This window comes from Flavitalea flava, from assembly GCF_054461575.1.
Window position 1 is genome coordinate 623,985 of the sequence record NZ_JBTLQH010000001.1, and the last position, 15,959, is coordinate 639,943.

A 15,959-nucleotide genomic window follows, 5' to 3' on the forward strand; every position below is an offset into this window, starting at 1 on the left:
CTGTTTATGAAAAAGTCCTTTTTTTTACTGTTCTATTTTTTATGCATGGCACTTTTGCAAACCAGTCATGCGCAACAACTTACTTACAAAACATCCTGGATAGCGAATACTTTTCCGGGAGGTGACAGCTACAGCACCGACCCTGCTAAAGCACATGTGCAGAATTATATCCAGAATTTTTGGGTGAACAGGGATGGCACCGATGGTAAAGTGTTTACTACAGCTACCTGGGACGAAGGTGATCGCGAAAAATCAATTATCCAAAATGCCCAGGTGATCGGAAGAATGCCCGATCCCGGACATAATGTACAGCACGATGCCATTACCGGTGATGGAACTTTCATTTATATCGCCCAGGTTATCGATCGGGGCAACTGGGTAACCAACGGTTATGGACTGAGACGGTACAATCTGGATGGCTCTTCCGCACCTATGTCCAACGGCGTGGGTAACGATAAAAGTTATATTGAAGTACAGGCCTCCGGTACCGATCTGACCAGGATCGCTACTTCTCTTGCCGTTAACACCTCCAGTAAAGAGCTGTATTATTCCGATCCTGTAGATGGAAAGATCAAGGTCCTGGACCTGAATACAAATACGGTTGTTGCCAGTTTTACCATAAGCGGAATTGCCGTGGATAATAACCGGCTGGCCGTCGCTACCGATGGTTATTTATGGTGGCTGGTCCGCCAGGATAAAAAAATATACCGGTATTCCAACCGGGGTGCCAAACAGTCACAGGAAATCACCGGCATACAGGACCCCTCTGCGATATGCATTGACAAAAACAATAATCTGTATGTGACGGACAATGGCACCAGTCTTCAAATCCGGCTGTATAATAATATAAATTCATCCCCCGCTTTCCAAAAAACGATTGGAGACAATAACGGAATTTACGGAGGAAGCAAAGGCGTGGTGGGAGATATGAAGTTTCACCCCGGGATGGCAGGTCTGGGGACAGATGCCAACGGTAACATTTATCTGGCGACAAATGGTGTGGACAATGGAACCGGCACTATCCTTAAATCGATCAATCCGGCCGGAACGGCCCTGAATTGGCAGGTCTATGGTCTTGCTTTCGTGGATTGTTTTGACGTCGACCCATCCAATGATGGCCTGGACATATACGGACGTACGGAACACTTTAAAATGGATTTCACCAGGAACAATGGGAAAGAGTGGTCTTACCAGGGCTATACGCTCGATAAATTCACCAACACCGGCGATGGCGTTCGGGGAGACGGTACTTCCATTATCCGTAACCGGGATGGAAGAAAATTCATGTACACGATAGGAATGACATCCGGTGGGTTTAATTTATATCGTTTCGATCCTGCTCCCAGTGAAATTGCCGTTCCTATTGGATCCATAAATCGTGATACCGGATGGGGATGGGATGTCGATAATAACTGCGATGTATGGTCAGGCGGGGCAGGAGGTAAAATCCGAAGGTACGCCTACCCGGGTATTAACCTGAACTATAACACCAGTAGCCCTGATGAATGGAATATCCCTGCCCCTTTTAATGCCGTGGAACGGGTGAAATATATCGCCGATTCGGATATATTGTATATATCAGGATGGTCAAATACTTATCCGAACAGTAAAAATGACTGGGGACGGATCGGCCGTATTATCTGCAGATATAACAACTGGAAGGGCGGTAACCGGACAGCTAATGTAACTACCGTACTGGATTATACGAACCAGGAAGCTCCCAAAGCCTTTGATATTGCCGGAGATTATGCTTTCGTAACCGCCTGTAAAGAAGAGAAAACCTGGGTCTATGCAACAGCCAACGGAAGTATGACCGGAATTTTAACGCCCGGTCCGGAAGTCAACAGCAAGAGCGGATGGGTCGATATAGCCTATGGAACACGGGCCTTTAAAAGGTCGAATGGCGAATATCTCATATTGAACGAGGAAGATCTGTTCGGGAAAGTGATCATGTACCGTTGGTGCCCTTCCGGTAATTGCAGCGTTAGCAATGTTCCTGTTGCCAGTGTAATCGTAAGTCCTGTAACCGGCAATATAAATACAGGTGGGACTATTAACTTAGCGGCAACAATAAGCCCCGGCAATGCTACCAATAAAACAGTAAGCTGGAGTTCTTCCAATACAAATGTCGCCACCGTAAACAGCAGCGGAGTAGCAACCGGGGTGGCACCAGGAACGGCAACCATAACCGTTACCACACAAGATGGCAATAAAACGGCTTCCAGTGTCATAACGGTTCAATCCGGGGGTAGTTCGACTAAACTTAACGGAACGGTCATTACCAATGTCGATCCTTATGGAAGCGGCGTGGGCAACAACGCCTTCGATAATAATACCACCACTTTTGTGGATGCCAAACAAACCAGCGGCGCTTATGTCGGTTTGGACTTTGGATCGGCGCAAGGGCTTGGTTCTATAAGGTTTTTCCCTCGCAGCGGACAGGAAGCACGCATGAATGGAGGGAAATTCCAGGGTTCGAATGATGGCAGCAATTATACCGATTTGTATACGATTGGTGCCAATCCGCCTGCGGGGTGGAACACCGTGACCGTTTCCGGAAGTTACCGGTATTTCCGGTATATCAATAATGCGGCAAATACGTATTGTAATGTGGCGGAAATCGAATGCTGGAGTTCCGGTTCTGCAACGGTGGCCGTTACCGGAGTAACCGTCAGCCCAACGACGGTCAGTGTTGCCACAGGGTCAACAACCAGCTTGTCCGCTGCGGTAAGTCCAGGCAATGCAACCAATCAAACGGTAAGCTGGAGTTCATCCAATACGGCTGTAGCCTCCGTAAACAGTAGTGGGGTGGTAACAGGCCTGACCTCGGGAACTGCAACCATTACTGTCACAACCCAGGATGGCAATAAAACGGCCACCTGTGCGGTTACGGTTCCCGCAGCAGGAGCAACCAAATTTACCGGAACGGTCCTTACCAATGTAGACCCTTATGGCAGTGGAGTAGGCAACAACGCTTTCGACGGAAACACCACCACTTTTGTGGATGCCAAACAAACCAGCGGCGCTTATGTCGGTTTGGATTTTGGATCCGCCAAGGGGCTTGGATATGTTAAGTTTTTTCCCCGGAGCGGACAAGAGGCGCGTATGAACGGTGGAAAATTTCAGGGTTCGAACGATGGCAGCAATTACACCGATCTTTATACGATCGGCGCTAACCCGCCTGCGGGATGGAACACCGTGACCGTTTCCGGAAGTTACCGGTATTTCCGGTATATCAACAATGCAGCAAATACCTATTGTAATGTTGCCGAAATTGAATGCTGGAGTACAGGAACAGCACCTTCTGCGGTTGCAAACGGGACCAGTGTGAATACAGGGGCCTCCTTTGAGGAAAGAAAACCAGCAACATCGTTTTATCCGAATCCGGCCAAGGATTTTGTGAACCTGACATTTAGCACGGAAGATGAAGGACAGGGACAGGTTGAACTGGTGACTTTGGACGGAAGGGTAATAAAAAATCAATCATTTTCTTATAAAAAAGGAGTCAACACGATTAAGGTTACCTTCCCTACCCAATCAGGTAACATTCTTTTGACTTATGTAAAGGCAGGAAAAGTGAATAACGTGTATAAATTGATGATACAACACTAGCGGATATTTTTTAAAAGAAGTCGTCTCAAAAAAAACGAGGCGACTTCTTTTTATAAAGATTTTAAAACACCTTTCTGTATATGTTCAAAATCATTTTCCTTTTTACCTTCAATATGTTTTTGTTTTTTTCAAACCTTTTCGCCCTTCCTTCGGCTTCTGTTCTCATCAATACCCTCCATACTACGCTTTTATTAAAAACCGGATCCGATCAGAAACTTTATCAGGCTTATTTTGGATCCCGGCTGACCAATACCCTGGAATACGATCATTTGCCGCTTTTCCTGGAAGCCTATACCACCTCAGGAATGAATAACCTTTTCGAACCGGCTATCCGGGTTATTCATGGCGATGGCAACCCTTCCCTGGATTTGCGGTACACCGCAACAATCCAGGAACAACCGGAGCCCAATTTCACCCTGACGACAATCCAATTGAAAGATCCTGTCTATCCATTTTTTGTTACCCTGCATTTCAAGTCTTACTACAAGGAGGACATAATCGAAGCCTGGACCGAAATCAGGAATGAAGAAAAGAAACCGGTCCGACTCAGCGCCTACGCCTCCTTTATGCTTCACGTGGATGCCGCCTCTTACTGGCTCACCCAGTTTCATGGCGACTGGTTCTCTGAAATGCGGATGGAAGAGAGCAGACTGACCAGCGGCATAAAGATACTCGACAGCAAATTGGGGACGAAGACCAATAACTACCAATCACAGGCATTTTTATTGGCATTGAACAAAGCGGCCACAGAAAATGAAGGGGAGGTAATAGCAGGAACCCTGGCCTGGACCGGTAATTTCCGGTATGCCTTTGAAACGGATAATAATAATACCTTAAATCTCTCGGCCGGGATCAACCCTTTCGCTTCTGAATTTGCATTACCACCGGGAAGCTCTTTTACCACGCCCGCTTTTATTTTTACGTATAGTCTGCATGGAAAAGGGGAGGCCAGCCGAAACATTCAGCGATGGGCAATAAATTATGGAATATTGAATGGAAAAGGTAAAAGAGAAACACTCCTGAACAACTGGGAAGCCACCTTTTTTGATTTTGATGAAAACAAATTATCGCATCTGATAAAAGATGCTGCCGGGTCCGGGTTGGACATGTTCCTGCTGGACGATGGTTGGTTCGGCAACAAATATCCCAGAAAAAATGACGGATCTTCCTTAGGAGATTGGCAGGTAACGAAGACCAAATTGCCGCATGGAATCGGTAACCTGGTGAAAGAAGCTGCAGACAAGGGCATCAAATTCGGTATCTGGATCGAGCCGGAAATGGTCAATCCCAAAAGCGAACTCTATGAAAAACATCCTGATTGGATGCTCCGGCTGCCGAACAGGGAAGAAGATCTGTCCCGTAATCAATTAGTACTCGATCTTAACCATCCTGCCGTCCGGGATTTTATTTATAACACACTGGACTCCTTGCTGATACAGAGCCCGGGATTGGCCTATATAAAATGGGATTGTAACCGTTACCTGACCAATGCTTATTCTTCTTATCTCGGACAAGATCAGTCCCGGTTATTTATCGGTTATACGCTTGGATGGTATAGCGTGTTAAAAAGATTTCGCGCCAAATATCCAACCCTTCCCATGATGCTCTGCTCCAGCGGAGGCGGACGGGTGGACTATGGAGCTTTACACTATTTTTCTGAATTCTGGCCAAGCGATAATACGGATGCCTTCGACCGGATTTTCATCCAATGGGGGTATTCCTATTTTTTCCCTTCCCTGGCCATTTGCAGCCATGTTACTTCATCCGGAAAATATTCCTTAAAATTCAAAACGGATGTGGCTATGTCCGGCAAGCTGGGTTATGACATCGTTATGGATGCGCTCAATGACCAGGAAAAAGAGTATACCCGTGATGCCATAAGGAATTACAAACGATTAAGCGGGGTGATCTGGCACGGCGATCTGTATAGATTGGTTTCTCCTTATGAAGGGGGGCACGCGGTTATCATGCACGTCGATTCATCCAAAAATAACGCTGTCATCTTTTCCTATAATCTGCATACTCCGCATTTTGGACATACGAATAATACCCGGCTGGAAGGTCTCGACACGGTAAAAATGTATAGGGTGAAAGAAACCGATCTCTATCCCGGCACAAAGTCCGGGTATGATTTTCATGAAAAATTATTTTCCGGTGACTACCTGATGAAAATAGGATTGAACATTTTACGGAATGAAGCTTTATCCAGCAATATTATTGAGCTGATCGCTGAGAATCAGCCTTAAACCGGAAGGAACCGTTCAGCACTGAATCAACCGTTCAGCACTGAATCAATCGGTCCGTACTGAATCAAACTAACGCATGGAAAATAAAAAGAATCCCAGAAGGTACTTTATCAGAAACATGGGTCTTGGCGCAGCAGCCACCCTGGCTTCTCCTTTGTTGAACGCCAAAAATGATAAACAGGTACCACTTCCGGAAAATTCAAAGACGGCCCAACCCGAGGAGCAGGATAGGACACCCAATAAGGAAAAAACCTGGGTAAAGCTGGACAATGGAATTCAACTGGAATTGCTCACCACACAAAATGATTTCCACGGCATCGGGCAAGTCATGTCCGGCGATATTCTCCTGCGGGATGGAACACACCCTTTATTTTGTCATATCCGAAGTCCGGAAAGTATAAACATTACCCGATACTCCATTCTGGAAAAGATCATTTCACCACAGCGGATCTTTATAAAAATGGATGTGGAAAGACATACAACAGGCCTGATGGAATTTATGCTTCACACGGTGCGCAACCGGGAAAATCTGTATGACTGGGTGGATGCGCCTGAAAAAGACAGCCTGACCACGATCGTTCTGGAAATATTACCAGTAACCCGGCATATGGGCGGGCAGTCATGGGAAGGTTTCTCCTATCAATACACTTTTCAAAGTGGCAGCTTCGCTATATACAAGATACTGGACCGGGGCACCTGGGAGATCGGAGGCCAGGCATCTGGCAATGAGTGCTGGATGCGGATAGGGCATATACCATCTATTGTCCGGATGGATAAGCAGGAAGATCGTTATTCCACGGAAAATTATTACAAAGGGATCGCGAACCCGAATGTATTCCAGTTTCTTCCCCTCCAGACAGAACTACAAGGTTTTACTTTTACGGCCCATGACGAGGGTGTTTTGATAACCTATCCTGCCCGGGTGGCTCATGTCCGCACTTTACTGGAAAAACCACAGGGCAAGGATCATATTTTTCATTATCACCAGCATTGCAACGATCTGTCCGATACCTTTCAAACAAGCCCGGTAGAGGTATTGTGGATTCCCGAAAAAAAGACGGATCGTATTGCCCGTTATAATATCTATGAATCGGTGCGGGCCTCGGTTCATAAGAGCCTGCACATTCAGGCAGGTATTAAGGAAGAAACTATTTCTACCTATGGGCAAATTGAAGAATGGACAGAGCCTGATTTCGACCGCTATACGGATCATATCTTACCTCGCCTTGTTGAAAAGGGAGTTAAACGGGTTTTTATTCCCAATCAGTTTCAAAATGCCATGAATACCTGGGGTCTTTCCAATATGTGTTGCAACATAGACTATAAATTTTCAGAGACAGCAGGAGTGGATAAGATCAAACGTTTCTGTGCAGCGGCAAAAGCAGCCGGCGTGACCGTCGAGATGTGGGGTAATACTGCCATCTCTACCCTCGCCGAGATGTTCCGGTCACGTGAAGGCCGGAAAAAAGGTATCGATTTTTTGCCGGAAAAGAATTCCATTGCTGAAGTATTGGAAAAGGCAAAGGAACCTTTCGTACGTAACCCCGCTAATGCTATCGAGGCCGATCACTATACTCCCCGTTTTGCCATGCTCAATCTCCGGGACCCGGATATCTTCGCCTATTGGATGAAAAGCTGGAGAACTGCCTATGATGTGGGGATCGGCTCCATCTTCCTGGATAGTTCCTTCAACATGACCAGCGATAAATTCCATTTTATACAAAACGCTGAAAAGGATAGACCGGTAATAACGGATGATAAGGAAGGGCAGCAATATTATCGTCCGGGCCTCCAACCTCCGGCGGCAATAATGACACAATATCCGGCACATCTGCGGCTCGTCAGGGAGATGCAGGAGGCCGGCTATTCCTATTGCGGCGAAGATCTGGGGGTATTCGGCATTCACCGGCATGGACCGGATATGCATCGAATATCGACCTGCATGCCACTCTGGAGAGATTGTGTGATTAATTTCGATGCCGGAAGAGTTGGGCAGGGTAATGATCCGCTGGCCGTTTTTTTCAAAGGACTCGCCTACCGGATAGGCTGGGCACTTCGCTGGGATTTTTCAAAGGACAGACTCGAGCCAGGCATCGAAGATCCCCGGGCCTTCCAGTATATTAAAGCTTTTAATGCCGTCAACGAATTAATGAAACTACGTCATATCCTGCCGGATGAAAAAGGCGTGCAATACATTGCCGGCGACGGGCATACTATCTGTTTGTGGACTATGGTCCCCCATACCCTTACGTTTGAAGGGAATAGAAAGATATGGGATGTAATGACCGATAAAAGGATCAATACGGATAAACTGGAAGCCAGGGCAATGGGGATATACACCATCGGTTCATAGCAGAATGCAAAAAATACAATTGTTGAAATACCTGTTATTTACCTTTCTTTCTTTTTTAAAGCCTGCATGAACTGTAGCGGGGATTTGCCAAATTCTTTCTTAAACGTCCTGGAAAAATTTGAAGCGCTTTGCATTCCAATTCTGTCTGCGACATCGTTCATGGCTATATCTTCATGGGTCATGATCTGGACAGCCTTTTTAAGCCGGAATGTCCGTATGAATTCCGCCACCGACTGATCTGCAATGCTTTTTATCTTTTGGTAAAGTTTTGTCCGGCTGATGTATAATTTGTCGCAAAGGAATTCCGCATCGAGAGCCGGATCACTCATATGCTCTTCGATGAGATCGGAAAGTTGCTGAAGGAAATCTTTATCCTTTTCGGAACTGACGAGTTCAGTGGCTTCCGACAGATAATCATTGGTAAATCGCTGTTTAAGCTTTTTATTCTGTTCGAATATATTATTTACGGTCAATAAGAGCAGGTCGATGCTCAGCGGTTTGGCGAAATAATAATCGGCTCCGGATTCCATCCCCTCGATCTTGGTATCCAATGCATCCTTGGCAGAGAGGATGATAAAGGGGATATGGCTTGTCTCAAACCTCTCCTTGACAATCTTACAGAGTTCAATGCCATTCATTCCCGGCATCATAACATCGCTTATGATCAGATCGGGTACTTTTTCGACGGCTATTTCAATGGCTGCATGGCCATCCTCCGCCTCGTATATAGAATAGTATTTTTCAAAGGCTTGTTTTAGGAAAACCCGCAGCTCCTGGTTGTCATCGACAAGGAGGATATTTTTTTGAAATTTGGCGACCTCGGGAAATTTTTCCTTTTCCTGATAGGAAAGAGGTAATAGGGTGGAAATGTCGATTGGTTCGAGCCGGGTGGTCATTCCTGCCATGGAAACCGCCTTTTCAGATGCACTGTAATTCTCCTCACCCCAGGGAATACCGATGATTATTTCCGTGCCTTTATGCCGCTCGCTGTTCACATAAATGTCCCCTTTATGCAATTGGGTAAGACTTTTTACAATAGCCAGTCCAACCCCTGACCCCAGGTGATTCTTACTGATACGGTAATACCTTTCGAAGATGTTTTTCAGGGAATCGCCGGAAATACCTATGCCGGTATCCGCAACACGGAAATATATATATCTTTTTGCCCTGCGGCCTTCATGCAGCAATTGAAATCCGGTGGTAAATGATGGTTTAATTTCGGCAAGATCAGTGAAGATATCGAAGGATATCTGTCCGCCTGCATTGGTATACTTGAATGAGTTATTCAAGAGATTAAAAAGGATTTTTTCCAGGACCTGAACATCGAATGGACCTGTGGCTTCCGGAAGGGTATTCGTGTGATCGGTCATAGTGAAATTGATATCCTTGCCGTTCGCCAGTTCATTAAATTCCGAGGCCATCTCTTTACAGAATGCGTTAATAGATAGAGGCCGCACCTGTAATTTTATGACACTGTCGGCAATCTTTTTAAAATTCATCAGCTCGCTGATCAGGTTGATCAGTCTTTTGGCATTTCGCTGCATCAGCTTGTAAGAATTATCCAACACCAGGTTTTTATTCTGGCTGATCAGGCTTTCCAGGGGGCCGAGTATTAATGTCAGCGGTGTACGAAACTCATGAGAAACATTGGTGAAGAAGACCAATTGCTGCTCATAAAGCTTTTCATTTACCGCACGGACTTCCAGCTCCCTTTTTAGACGATACCACCTGGCCTGGTAGATGTAAATCCCTGAAAGAGCCAGTAGCGCCAATAAGGCGTAAGTCATTTTTGCAATGGGGGATTTCCACCAGGGGGGTGTTAAAATAATAGTCAGTTCTGCCCGGCTTTTGCTCCAGATCCCGTCATTGTTGGATGCCTCGACGACAAAGGTGTAGTGATTGAAGTCCAGGTTGCTGTAGGCCGCCCTTGGATTTTCCCCATACGTATAAATCCAGCCTTTGTCGAATCCCGCCAGTTGATAGCGGTACTTGCATTTCAACGGGTTAGCATAATGCATGGAAGAAAAGGAAATGACGAAGTTATTCTGCCGGTAATTGAGCCGCAGGTCCTTGCCATAGCCGATCGCCTGACTGATGCTATTACTACGGGCATCTTCCTTACCATAACGTGGCTTTTGGTTATTGATCAGGATATCGGTAAGTACCGGGCGCGCATCGATGTCGTTCGCCCTGATCAGGGCCGGATTAAAATAGTTAAGACCGTTGATCCCGCCAAAATATAATTTTCCATCCATACCGTTATAGGATGAACCTACTTTAAAACTATTGCCTTGTAACCCATCGTTCTTATCATATCTTATCAGTTTCCCCGTAGTAGGGTTCAGACATTCCAAGCCATTGCCACCTATCCAGATATTTCCTTCCTTATCGATCTCCAGACTTTCAACATCGTTAAAAACCCCATAATCGGTTCCAAAGGACTTTATGCTAAAGGAATCGGTCCCCGTTTGCAAAGTAAGACGGTTTAGCCCGCCACCCATGGTACCAATCCACCAGGTACTGTCATTCTGCATGCGGACAGGATACGTATAATTGGAGCTCAAAGAATGTCCGTCCGAAGACGCCTTATAATAAAAGGTCTTGATTATATTTCCTTCCGGATCGATGATCACCCGTTTCAGCCCATGTGTGCTGGAGATAAATAACTGCGGTTTATGTTTGTCGGGCAGAATAGAATAGCCTTCATCGTAATAACGGACATTGTACTGACCCTGATGATCTTTCCATATTACGCCGTATCTGTTCATATGATTGCCAAACCAGATATTTCCATAACAATCCTTTACAAGGGTTTCGATCACATAGTTTGGAAATTTATCATAACCGGGAGGGCGCCATAACTGTTTTCTGTCCGGTTGGAGGATCTCGATGCCGGCGTTGCTTCCAATCCACAGATTCCGCTTATCGTCGAATGTAATGGAAGTAATAATGTCATTCTTCAACTTCACCGGTGTGTTGTGACTGTTGTATAAAGTGAATGTCTGGGTTTGGGTATTATAAAGATTCAGACCGCCTGACATGGTACCGATCCAAAGGTTCTCCCCATCCCTCAGAATGGAACGGATATGATTTCCGGACAGGGAATTGGCAGACCCGGGATTATGCTGAAGCGTAAAGAATAGTTTTTCATTCAGATCGCAATAATTCACACCTCCGCCAAAGGAGCAGACCCACAAGCATTCGGAACGGTCGATCAGCATTTTTGTGAGCGAAGCGGAGTTTAGGCTATGGATCGAACTTGCTGAATTTACCAACTGGAGAAATTGAAGATTTTTATCCAACCTGTAAACATCCTTTTCCGTATTCACCCAGTATTCCGGCTTCTGGCAGGATAAGATATTCTTTATATAACTGTTGGCAGGACTGGCAAAATGTTTCACCATTGCCCAATGCTCTGTGTCGGCCTTCCCTTCGGATCCGGGTGATTTAACCAATAGAAAAACATGGTTTACCGAGGATACCAATAATGTATCCATGCCGTCAAAATGCAGGACGGACAGGTCTTTTAGGTACTCTTCCTGCAAATCTGTAATGGATATATGCTTTAATCTTCGATCCCTGTCCAGTTTCCAAACCCCATTATTGCCCGCTAAGTACAAATGACCGCTTCCGTCAGGTGCCATGTCCGAAAAACGAATGCCTGGCGGGTTATTCACGGGGATGGCTTCCATTACTTCCCCTTTTATCGAAAACAGCCTAAGCTCACCTTCCAGGAGGCCATACAAAATATTACCGGCAGGCTTAAACAGTTTCTCAAAAAGGGGATGAGGCAATACACCCGGCACATTATAGTCTATGTATTTTTCAGATCCGGCATTAAAACATTGCAACCCGTCTTCTGTCCCCAGCCAGATATTGCCTGCATCATCCGGGTAAAGGCATCTCAGACGATTTTTAAAGGCATTGATCAGGGGGGAGTTGTTATTATAATATCGCTTAACGGAATAGCCGTCAAACCGGGAAAGGCCGAAATAGGTAGCCACCCATATATACCCCTGCTTATCCTGGGCAATATCATTGGCGTCGGTATGCGATAACCCTTCATCGACGGTTAAATAATTGAATTGATAAGGATGAGACTGGGGAAAGCCGGTTCCCGGGATTGAACAAAAGAAAAGGAGCAATAAAGATAAAGATCTTACCCAAGGCACCCTGCTCAACCAAAGCCGGCTCCTTATATTTTTCACATCGTCTTTTTCCATGAAGCAAGTAGATGAGTACTCTTTCAAAATTAGGGTCCGGTACGGTATAAAAAGCAAGCTATTGAAATTTTCTTGACTATTCCGATTGTAATGTATTGATTATGAGGAAAATAAAAGCTTTATGTATGACTAAAATGTATTACAGGTCAAGAAACATGTACACTATGACAAGCTTTTTCAAACGAATAGCAGGAGAAAAAAAGATTAATGGTACTGCCTGTCAAGAAACATGTACACAGCGGCAACCTCCTTTTCTGCATAAATAAGTTATTTGTGCAATCAAACTAAATGCTTCCATCATGAAAAAAACGCTCTCAGACGAGAACCGAAGTATTAAAAAAGCCCTGCTTTGTCTTTACGGTCTCGCTCTTTTATTTTCTCCCCATCTTATGTACGCCCATAATTCAGAGGGCGTTCCACACATGGCAGCCTTCTGCCAAGAAAAAGGCGGAAAGAAAAATAACATCGTTGTAAAGGGTAACATCGTCGTAAAAGGGAAAGTCCTCGACGCTTCCGGCGGACGGGGTATTGCCGGCGTTTCTGTACTGATCAAAGGCTCGGAGACCGGCGTAACAACCGATGCCAATGGTAACTTTTCATTGGACGTGGCGGAGAATGCCACCTTGGTATTTAGCCACATCGGTTATGACCCCTTGGAAATCCCGGTTAACGGAAAGGCTGTGCTTAGCGTCAGCATGCAATTATCCGGTAAAAGCCTGAGTGACGTGATCGTGATCGGGTATGGTACGCAAAAAAAGCAGTTGACAACTGCTGCGGTATCTACGATCAATACATCGGAGATTGCTCAAAAGCCGGTGGTTAATTTAACCAATAGCCTGGTGGGCCGGGCATCGGGCCTGATCGTTACCCAAGGGAGTGGGGAACCTGGTTTTGACGGTTCCAATATATTGATCCGGGGGATCGGTTCCACGGGCAGGACTCAACCGCTGTTCGTGGTCGATGGGGTACCTCGTGATTTCAGCCGGCTGGATCCGAATACCATCGAGACGATAACTATCTTAAAGGATGCCGCTGCCGTCGCTCCTTATGGCGTCGCAGGCGCCAATGGCGTTATCCTGATTACCACCAAACAGGGGAAAACCGGTAAGCCCAGTTTATCGTACTCCGGATATGCGGGCTGGCAGAATCCTACCAAGGTTCCGCAATTCGTCAATTCCTACCAATACGCCTTGCTGCGTAATGAAGCACGCGCCAATGACGGATTTGCACCACAATATACCGATTTAGATATTCAGAAATTCAAGGACCATTCGGATCCGGACGGGCATTCCGACGGACAGCCATTAAAAGAAATCATTTTACGGAATCGCCTGATCAGCAATAATAATATGGCTGTATCCGGGGGCTCCGAAGATGTAAAATATTATGCATCTCTGGGGTATACGAGCCAGGATGGGATGTGGAGCACGACCTATCTCAAGAAATATAACGGAACATTGAATGTATCGGCGAAGGCTACCAGGACAACTACGGTTAGTTTGGCCCTCAACGGCTATGTAGAGGATCAGCATTATCCCTCACAGGGAGCGGGCACGATCATCAACCAGTCGATGCGACAGACGCCTAATTTCCCGGTATATTACAGCAACGGATTGTGGGCTGGATTTATCGGACAGTCGTTAATTGGAGAAATATACCATAGCGGGTATGAGACGAATGAGCAAACAGCCCTTTATTCCCAATTGACGATTGAGCAGAAACTGCCTGTAAAAGGGTTAAGTGTAAAAGCGGTCGCAAGCTACGACAATGGCCCTGATCCGTTGTTCACTGACAATAAAACTACATTGAACCGAAGGTACTCCACCCCTATTCCATTGTGGAATGTCGATACCACGACAAAGCCGTATACGTATAACAAGGGTAACCAGGGTAATTCCAAGGCATCTTTCAAAGAGGGCAGTACACAAAATCATAGTGTTACCTACCAGGGGATCGTTAATTATTCCGGATCATTTGGTAAACATGATATTTCTGTTTTAGGGGTAATAGAAGACCGGATCGTAAAATTTCAGCAATTCACGGCCGAAAGGGCTAACTACAACCTGAATATCGATGAATTGGATTACGGGGGTCCGGCTGCAACGGATGTGAAGGTCGGTGGTTCTTCCAGCGGTCAGAAGCAGTTGGGGTATGTTTACCGGGTTGGTTATGCCTATGACAGGAAATATTTGTTCGAGGCTGCCGGCCGGTATGACGGGAACTATTTGTTTGGACCGGGCCACCGGTTTGGATTTTTCCCCTCGTTTTCGGCAGGATGGCGAATTTCTGAAGAAAATTTTTTCAAGAATAATTTTAGCTGGATCAATTACCTGAAGGTGCGGGCATCATGGGGAGCGTCGGGAGCATATCCGAGCGTCGGGGGAAATATCAAGACATATCAATACCTGAGCCCTTATAATGTGTATGGCAACTCAGCGGTGATCGGAAATCTTACCACTCAAGGGATCAATGAAGCGCTGCAGGGCAACCCGAATATCACCTGGGAGAAGGCCAAAAAGACGGATGTTGGGTTTGAGGCCAATTTATGGAATGGCCTGCTGGGGATCGAAGCGGATTATTTTTATGAGAAAAGATCGAATATGCTGGTCGATCCGGGTGCAGCGGTACCTGTTGAATATGGTATTGGTCTGGGCCTGGTAAATGGAGGGGTCATGCAAAATCATGGTTTCGAACTGACCCTCACCACTGCCAGGGTTTTTTCCAACGGTCTGAGTCTCGACGTGAAGGGAACGTTCACTTTCGCAAGGAATAAACTTTTGCAAACATTTGAAAAAGCAAGCCTGTTAAACAGCCCTACCCGTCGCCGGACAGGCAGACCCATCAATACACAATTCGGGTTCCAGGCAACAGGTCTGTATGCAGAAGCTGACTTTGTGAACGGAACGCTCAAACCCGGCCTGCCTGTGCCCAAATTCGGCGATGTCCACCCGGGGGATATTAAATATGCCGATATTAGCGGTCCGAACAATAAGCCGGATGGTATCGTTGATGGCAATGACGAGACCGTCATTGGACATCCCAATACCCCCGAGATCATTTATGGTCTGGAGCCCCGGCTGACTTATAAGAACTTCGACCTGGACGTTCTGTTCCAGGGATCGGGCAGCAGTGATATTGAAATCAATAATTATTTTGCGTTTCCTTTTTATGGATCAGGTTCAGCCACCGAGGTGGCCTATCAGAATCATTGGACACCCGCGCATCCGAATGCCCTCTATCCCAGGATCTCCGGAACGCCCAGCAACAATAACACCCAGGGGTCTTCGTGGTGGATCAGGAACGACGCTTATATCCGAATAAAAAGTGCCCAGATCGGATACTCCTTCAGCAGCAAGCTGATCGGTCATGCTATCCGCGGAGTACGGATATACGTTGCCGGTCAGAATCTGGTGAACTGGCTCCCGAAAGTAAAAGAAACCCTCGACCCGGAAAACAGCGGCAGCAATCAGAATTATTTTCAGCAACGGGTATTTTCAGTGGGTCTTAATGCTACATTTTAGAAAC

At 46.1% G+C, this 15,959-nt stretch carries 5 protein-coding genes; 4 read left to right on the forward strand and 1 reads right to left on the reverse strand.

What is annotated here, in order from left to right; translation table 11 throughout:
• Positions 1 to 6: 6 nt before the first annotated feature.
• The 3 genes from ACX0G9_RS02155 to ACX0G9_RS02165 all read left to right on the forward strand — a co-directional run bounded on the left by ACX0G9_RS02155 (position 7) and on the right by ACX0G9_RS02165 (position 8,211).
• On the forward strand, positions 7 to 3,612 hold the full coding sequence (locus tag ACX0G9_RS02155) for an Ig-like domain-containing protein (protein ID WP_459063199.1): 3,606 nt from the start codon (positions 7 to 9) through the stop codon (positions 3,610 to 3,612).
• A gap of 80 nt (positions 3,613 to 3,692) precedes the next feature.
• The gene (locus ACX0G9_RS02160; RefSeq protein WP_459063200.1) at positions 3,693 to 5,858 is read left to right on the forward strand and encodes an alpha-galactosidase; all 2,166 of its coding nucleotides are present in this window, start codon (positions 3,693 to 3,695) and stop codon (positions 5,856 to 5,858) included.
• Positions 5,859 to 5,934: 76 nt separating this feature from the next.
• Positions 5,935 to 8,211 carry a hypothetical protein gene (locus ACX0G9_RS02165; RefSeq protein ID WP_459063201.1) on the forward strand — a complete coding sequence of 759 codons (2,277 nt, stop codon included), beginning with the start codon at positions 5,935 to 5,937 and terminating at the stop codon, positions 8,209 to 8,211.
• Positions 8,212 to 8,249: 38 nt separating this feature from the next.
• Here the strand turns inward: ACX0G9_RS02165 and ACX0G9_RS02170 are convergent, their stop codons facing one another.
• Entirely contained in the window at positions 8,250 to 12,434 is a 4,185-nt protein-coding gene (locus tag ACX0G9_RS02170; RefSeq protein WP_459063202.1) for a hybrid sensor histidine kinase/response regulator transcription factor, read from the reverse strand.
• A gap of 299 nt (positions 12,435 to 12,733) precedes the next feature.
• On the opposite strand from ACX0G9_RS02170, the gene ACX0G9_RS02175 reads away from it, so the two are divergent.
• Positions 12,734 to 15,955 (forward strand): SusC/RagA family TonB-linked outer membrane protein, encoded by a 3,222-nt coding sequence (locus tag ACX0G9_RS02175; protein WP_459063203.1) that lies wholly within the window; start codon positions 12,734 to 12,736, stop codon positions 15,953 to 15,955.
• Positions 15,956 to 15,959: the final 4 nt, after the last annotated feature.

Excerpts from the sequence above, each read along its gene's own strand:
- ACX0G9_RS02170 (WP_459063202.1), bottom strand. The coding sequence starts at position 12,434 with ATGGAAAAAGACGATGTGAAAAATATAAGGAGCCGGCTTTGGTTGAGC.
- ACX0G9_RS02155 (WP_459063199.1), top strand. The coding sequence starts at position 7 with ATGAAAAAGTCCTTTTTTTTACTGTTCTATTTTTTATGCATGGCACTT.
- ACX0G9_RS02165 (WP_459063201.1), top strand. The coding sequence starts at position 5,935 with ATGGAAAATAAAAAGAATCCCAGAAGGTACTTTATCAGAAACATGGGT.
- ACX0G9_RS02160 (WP_459063200.1), top strand. The coding sequence starts at position 3,693 with ATGTTCAAAATCATTTTCCTTTTTACCTTCAATATGTTTTTGTTTTTT.
- ACX0G9_RS02175 (WP_459063203.1), top strand. The coding sequence starts at position 12,734 with ATGAAAAAAACGCTCTCAGACGAGAACCGAAGTATTAAAAAAGCCCTG.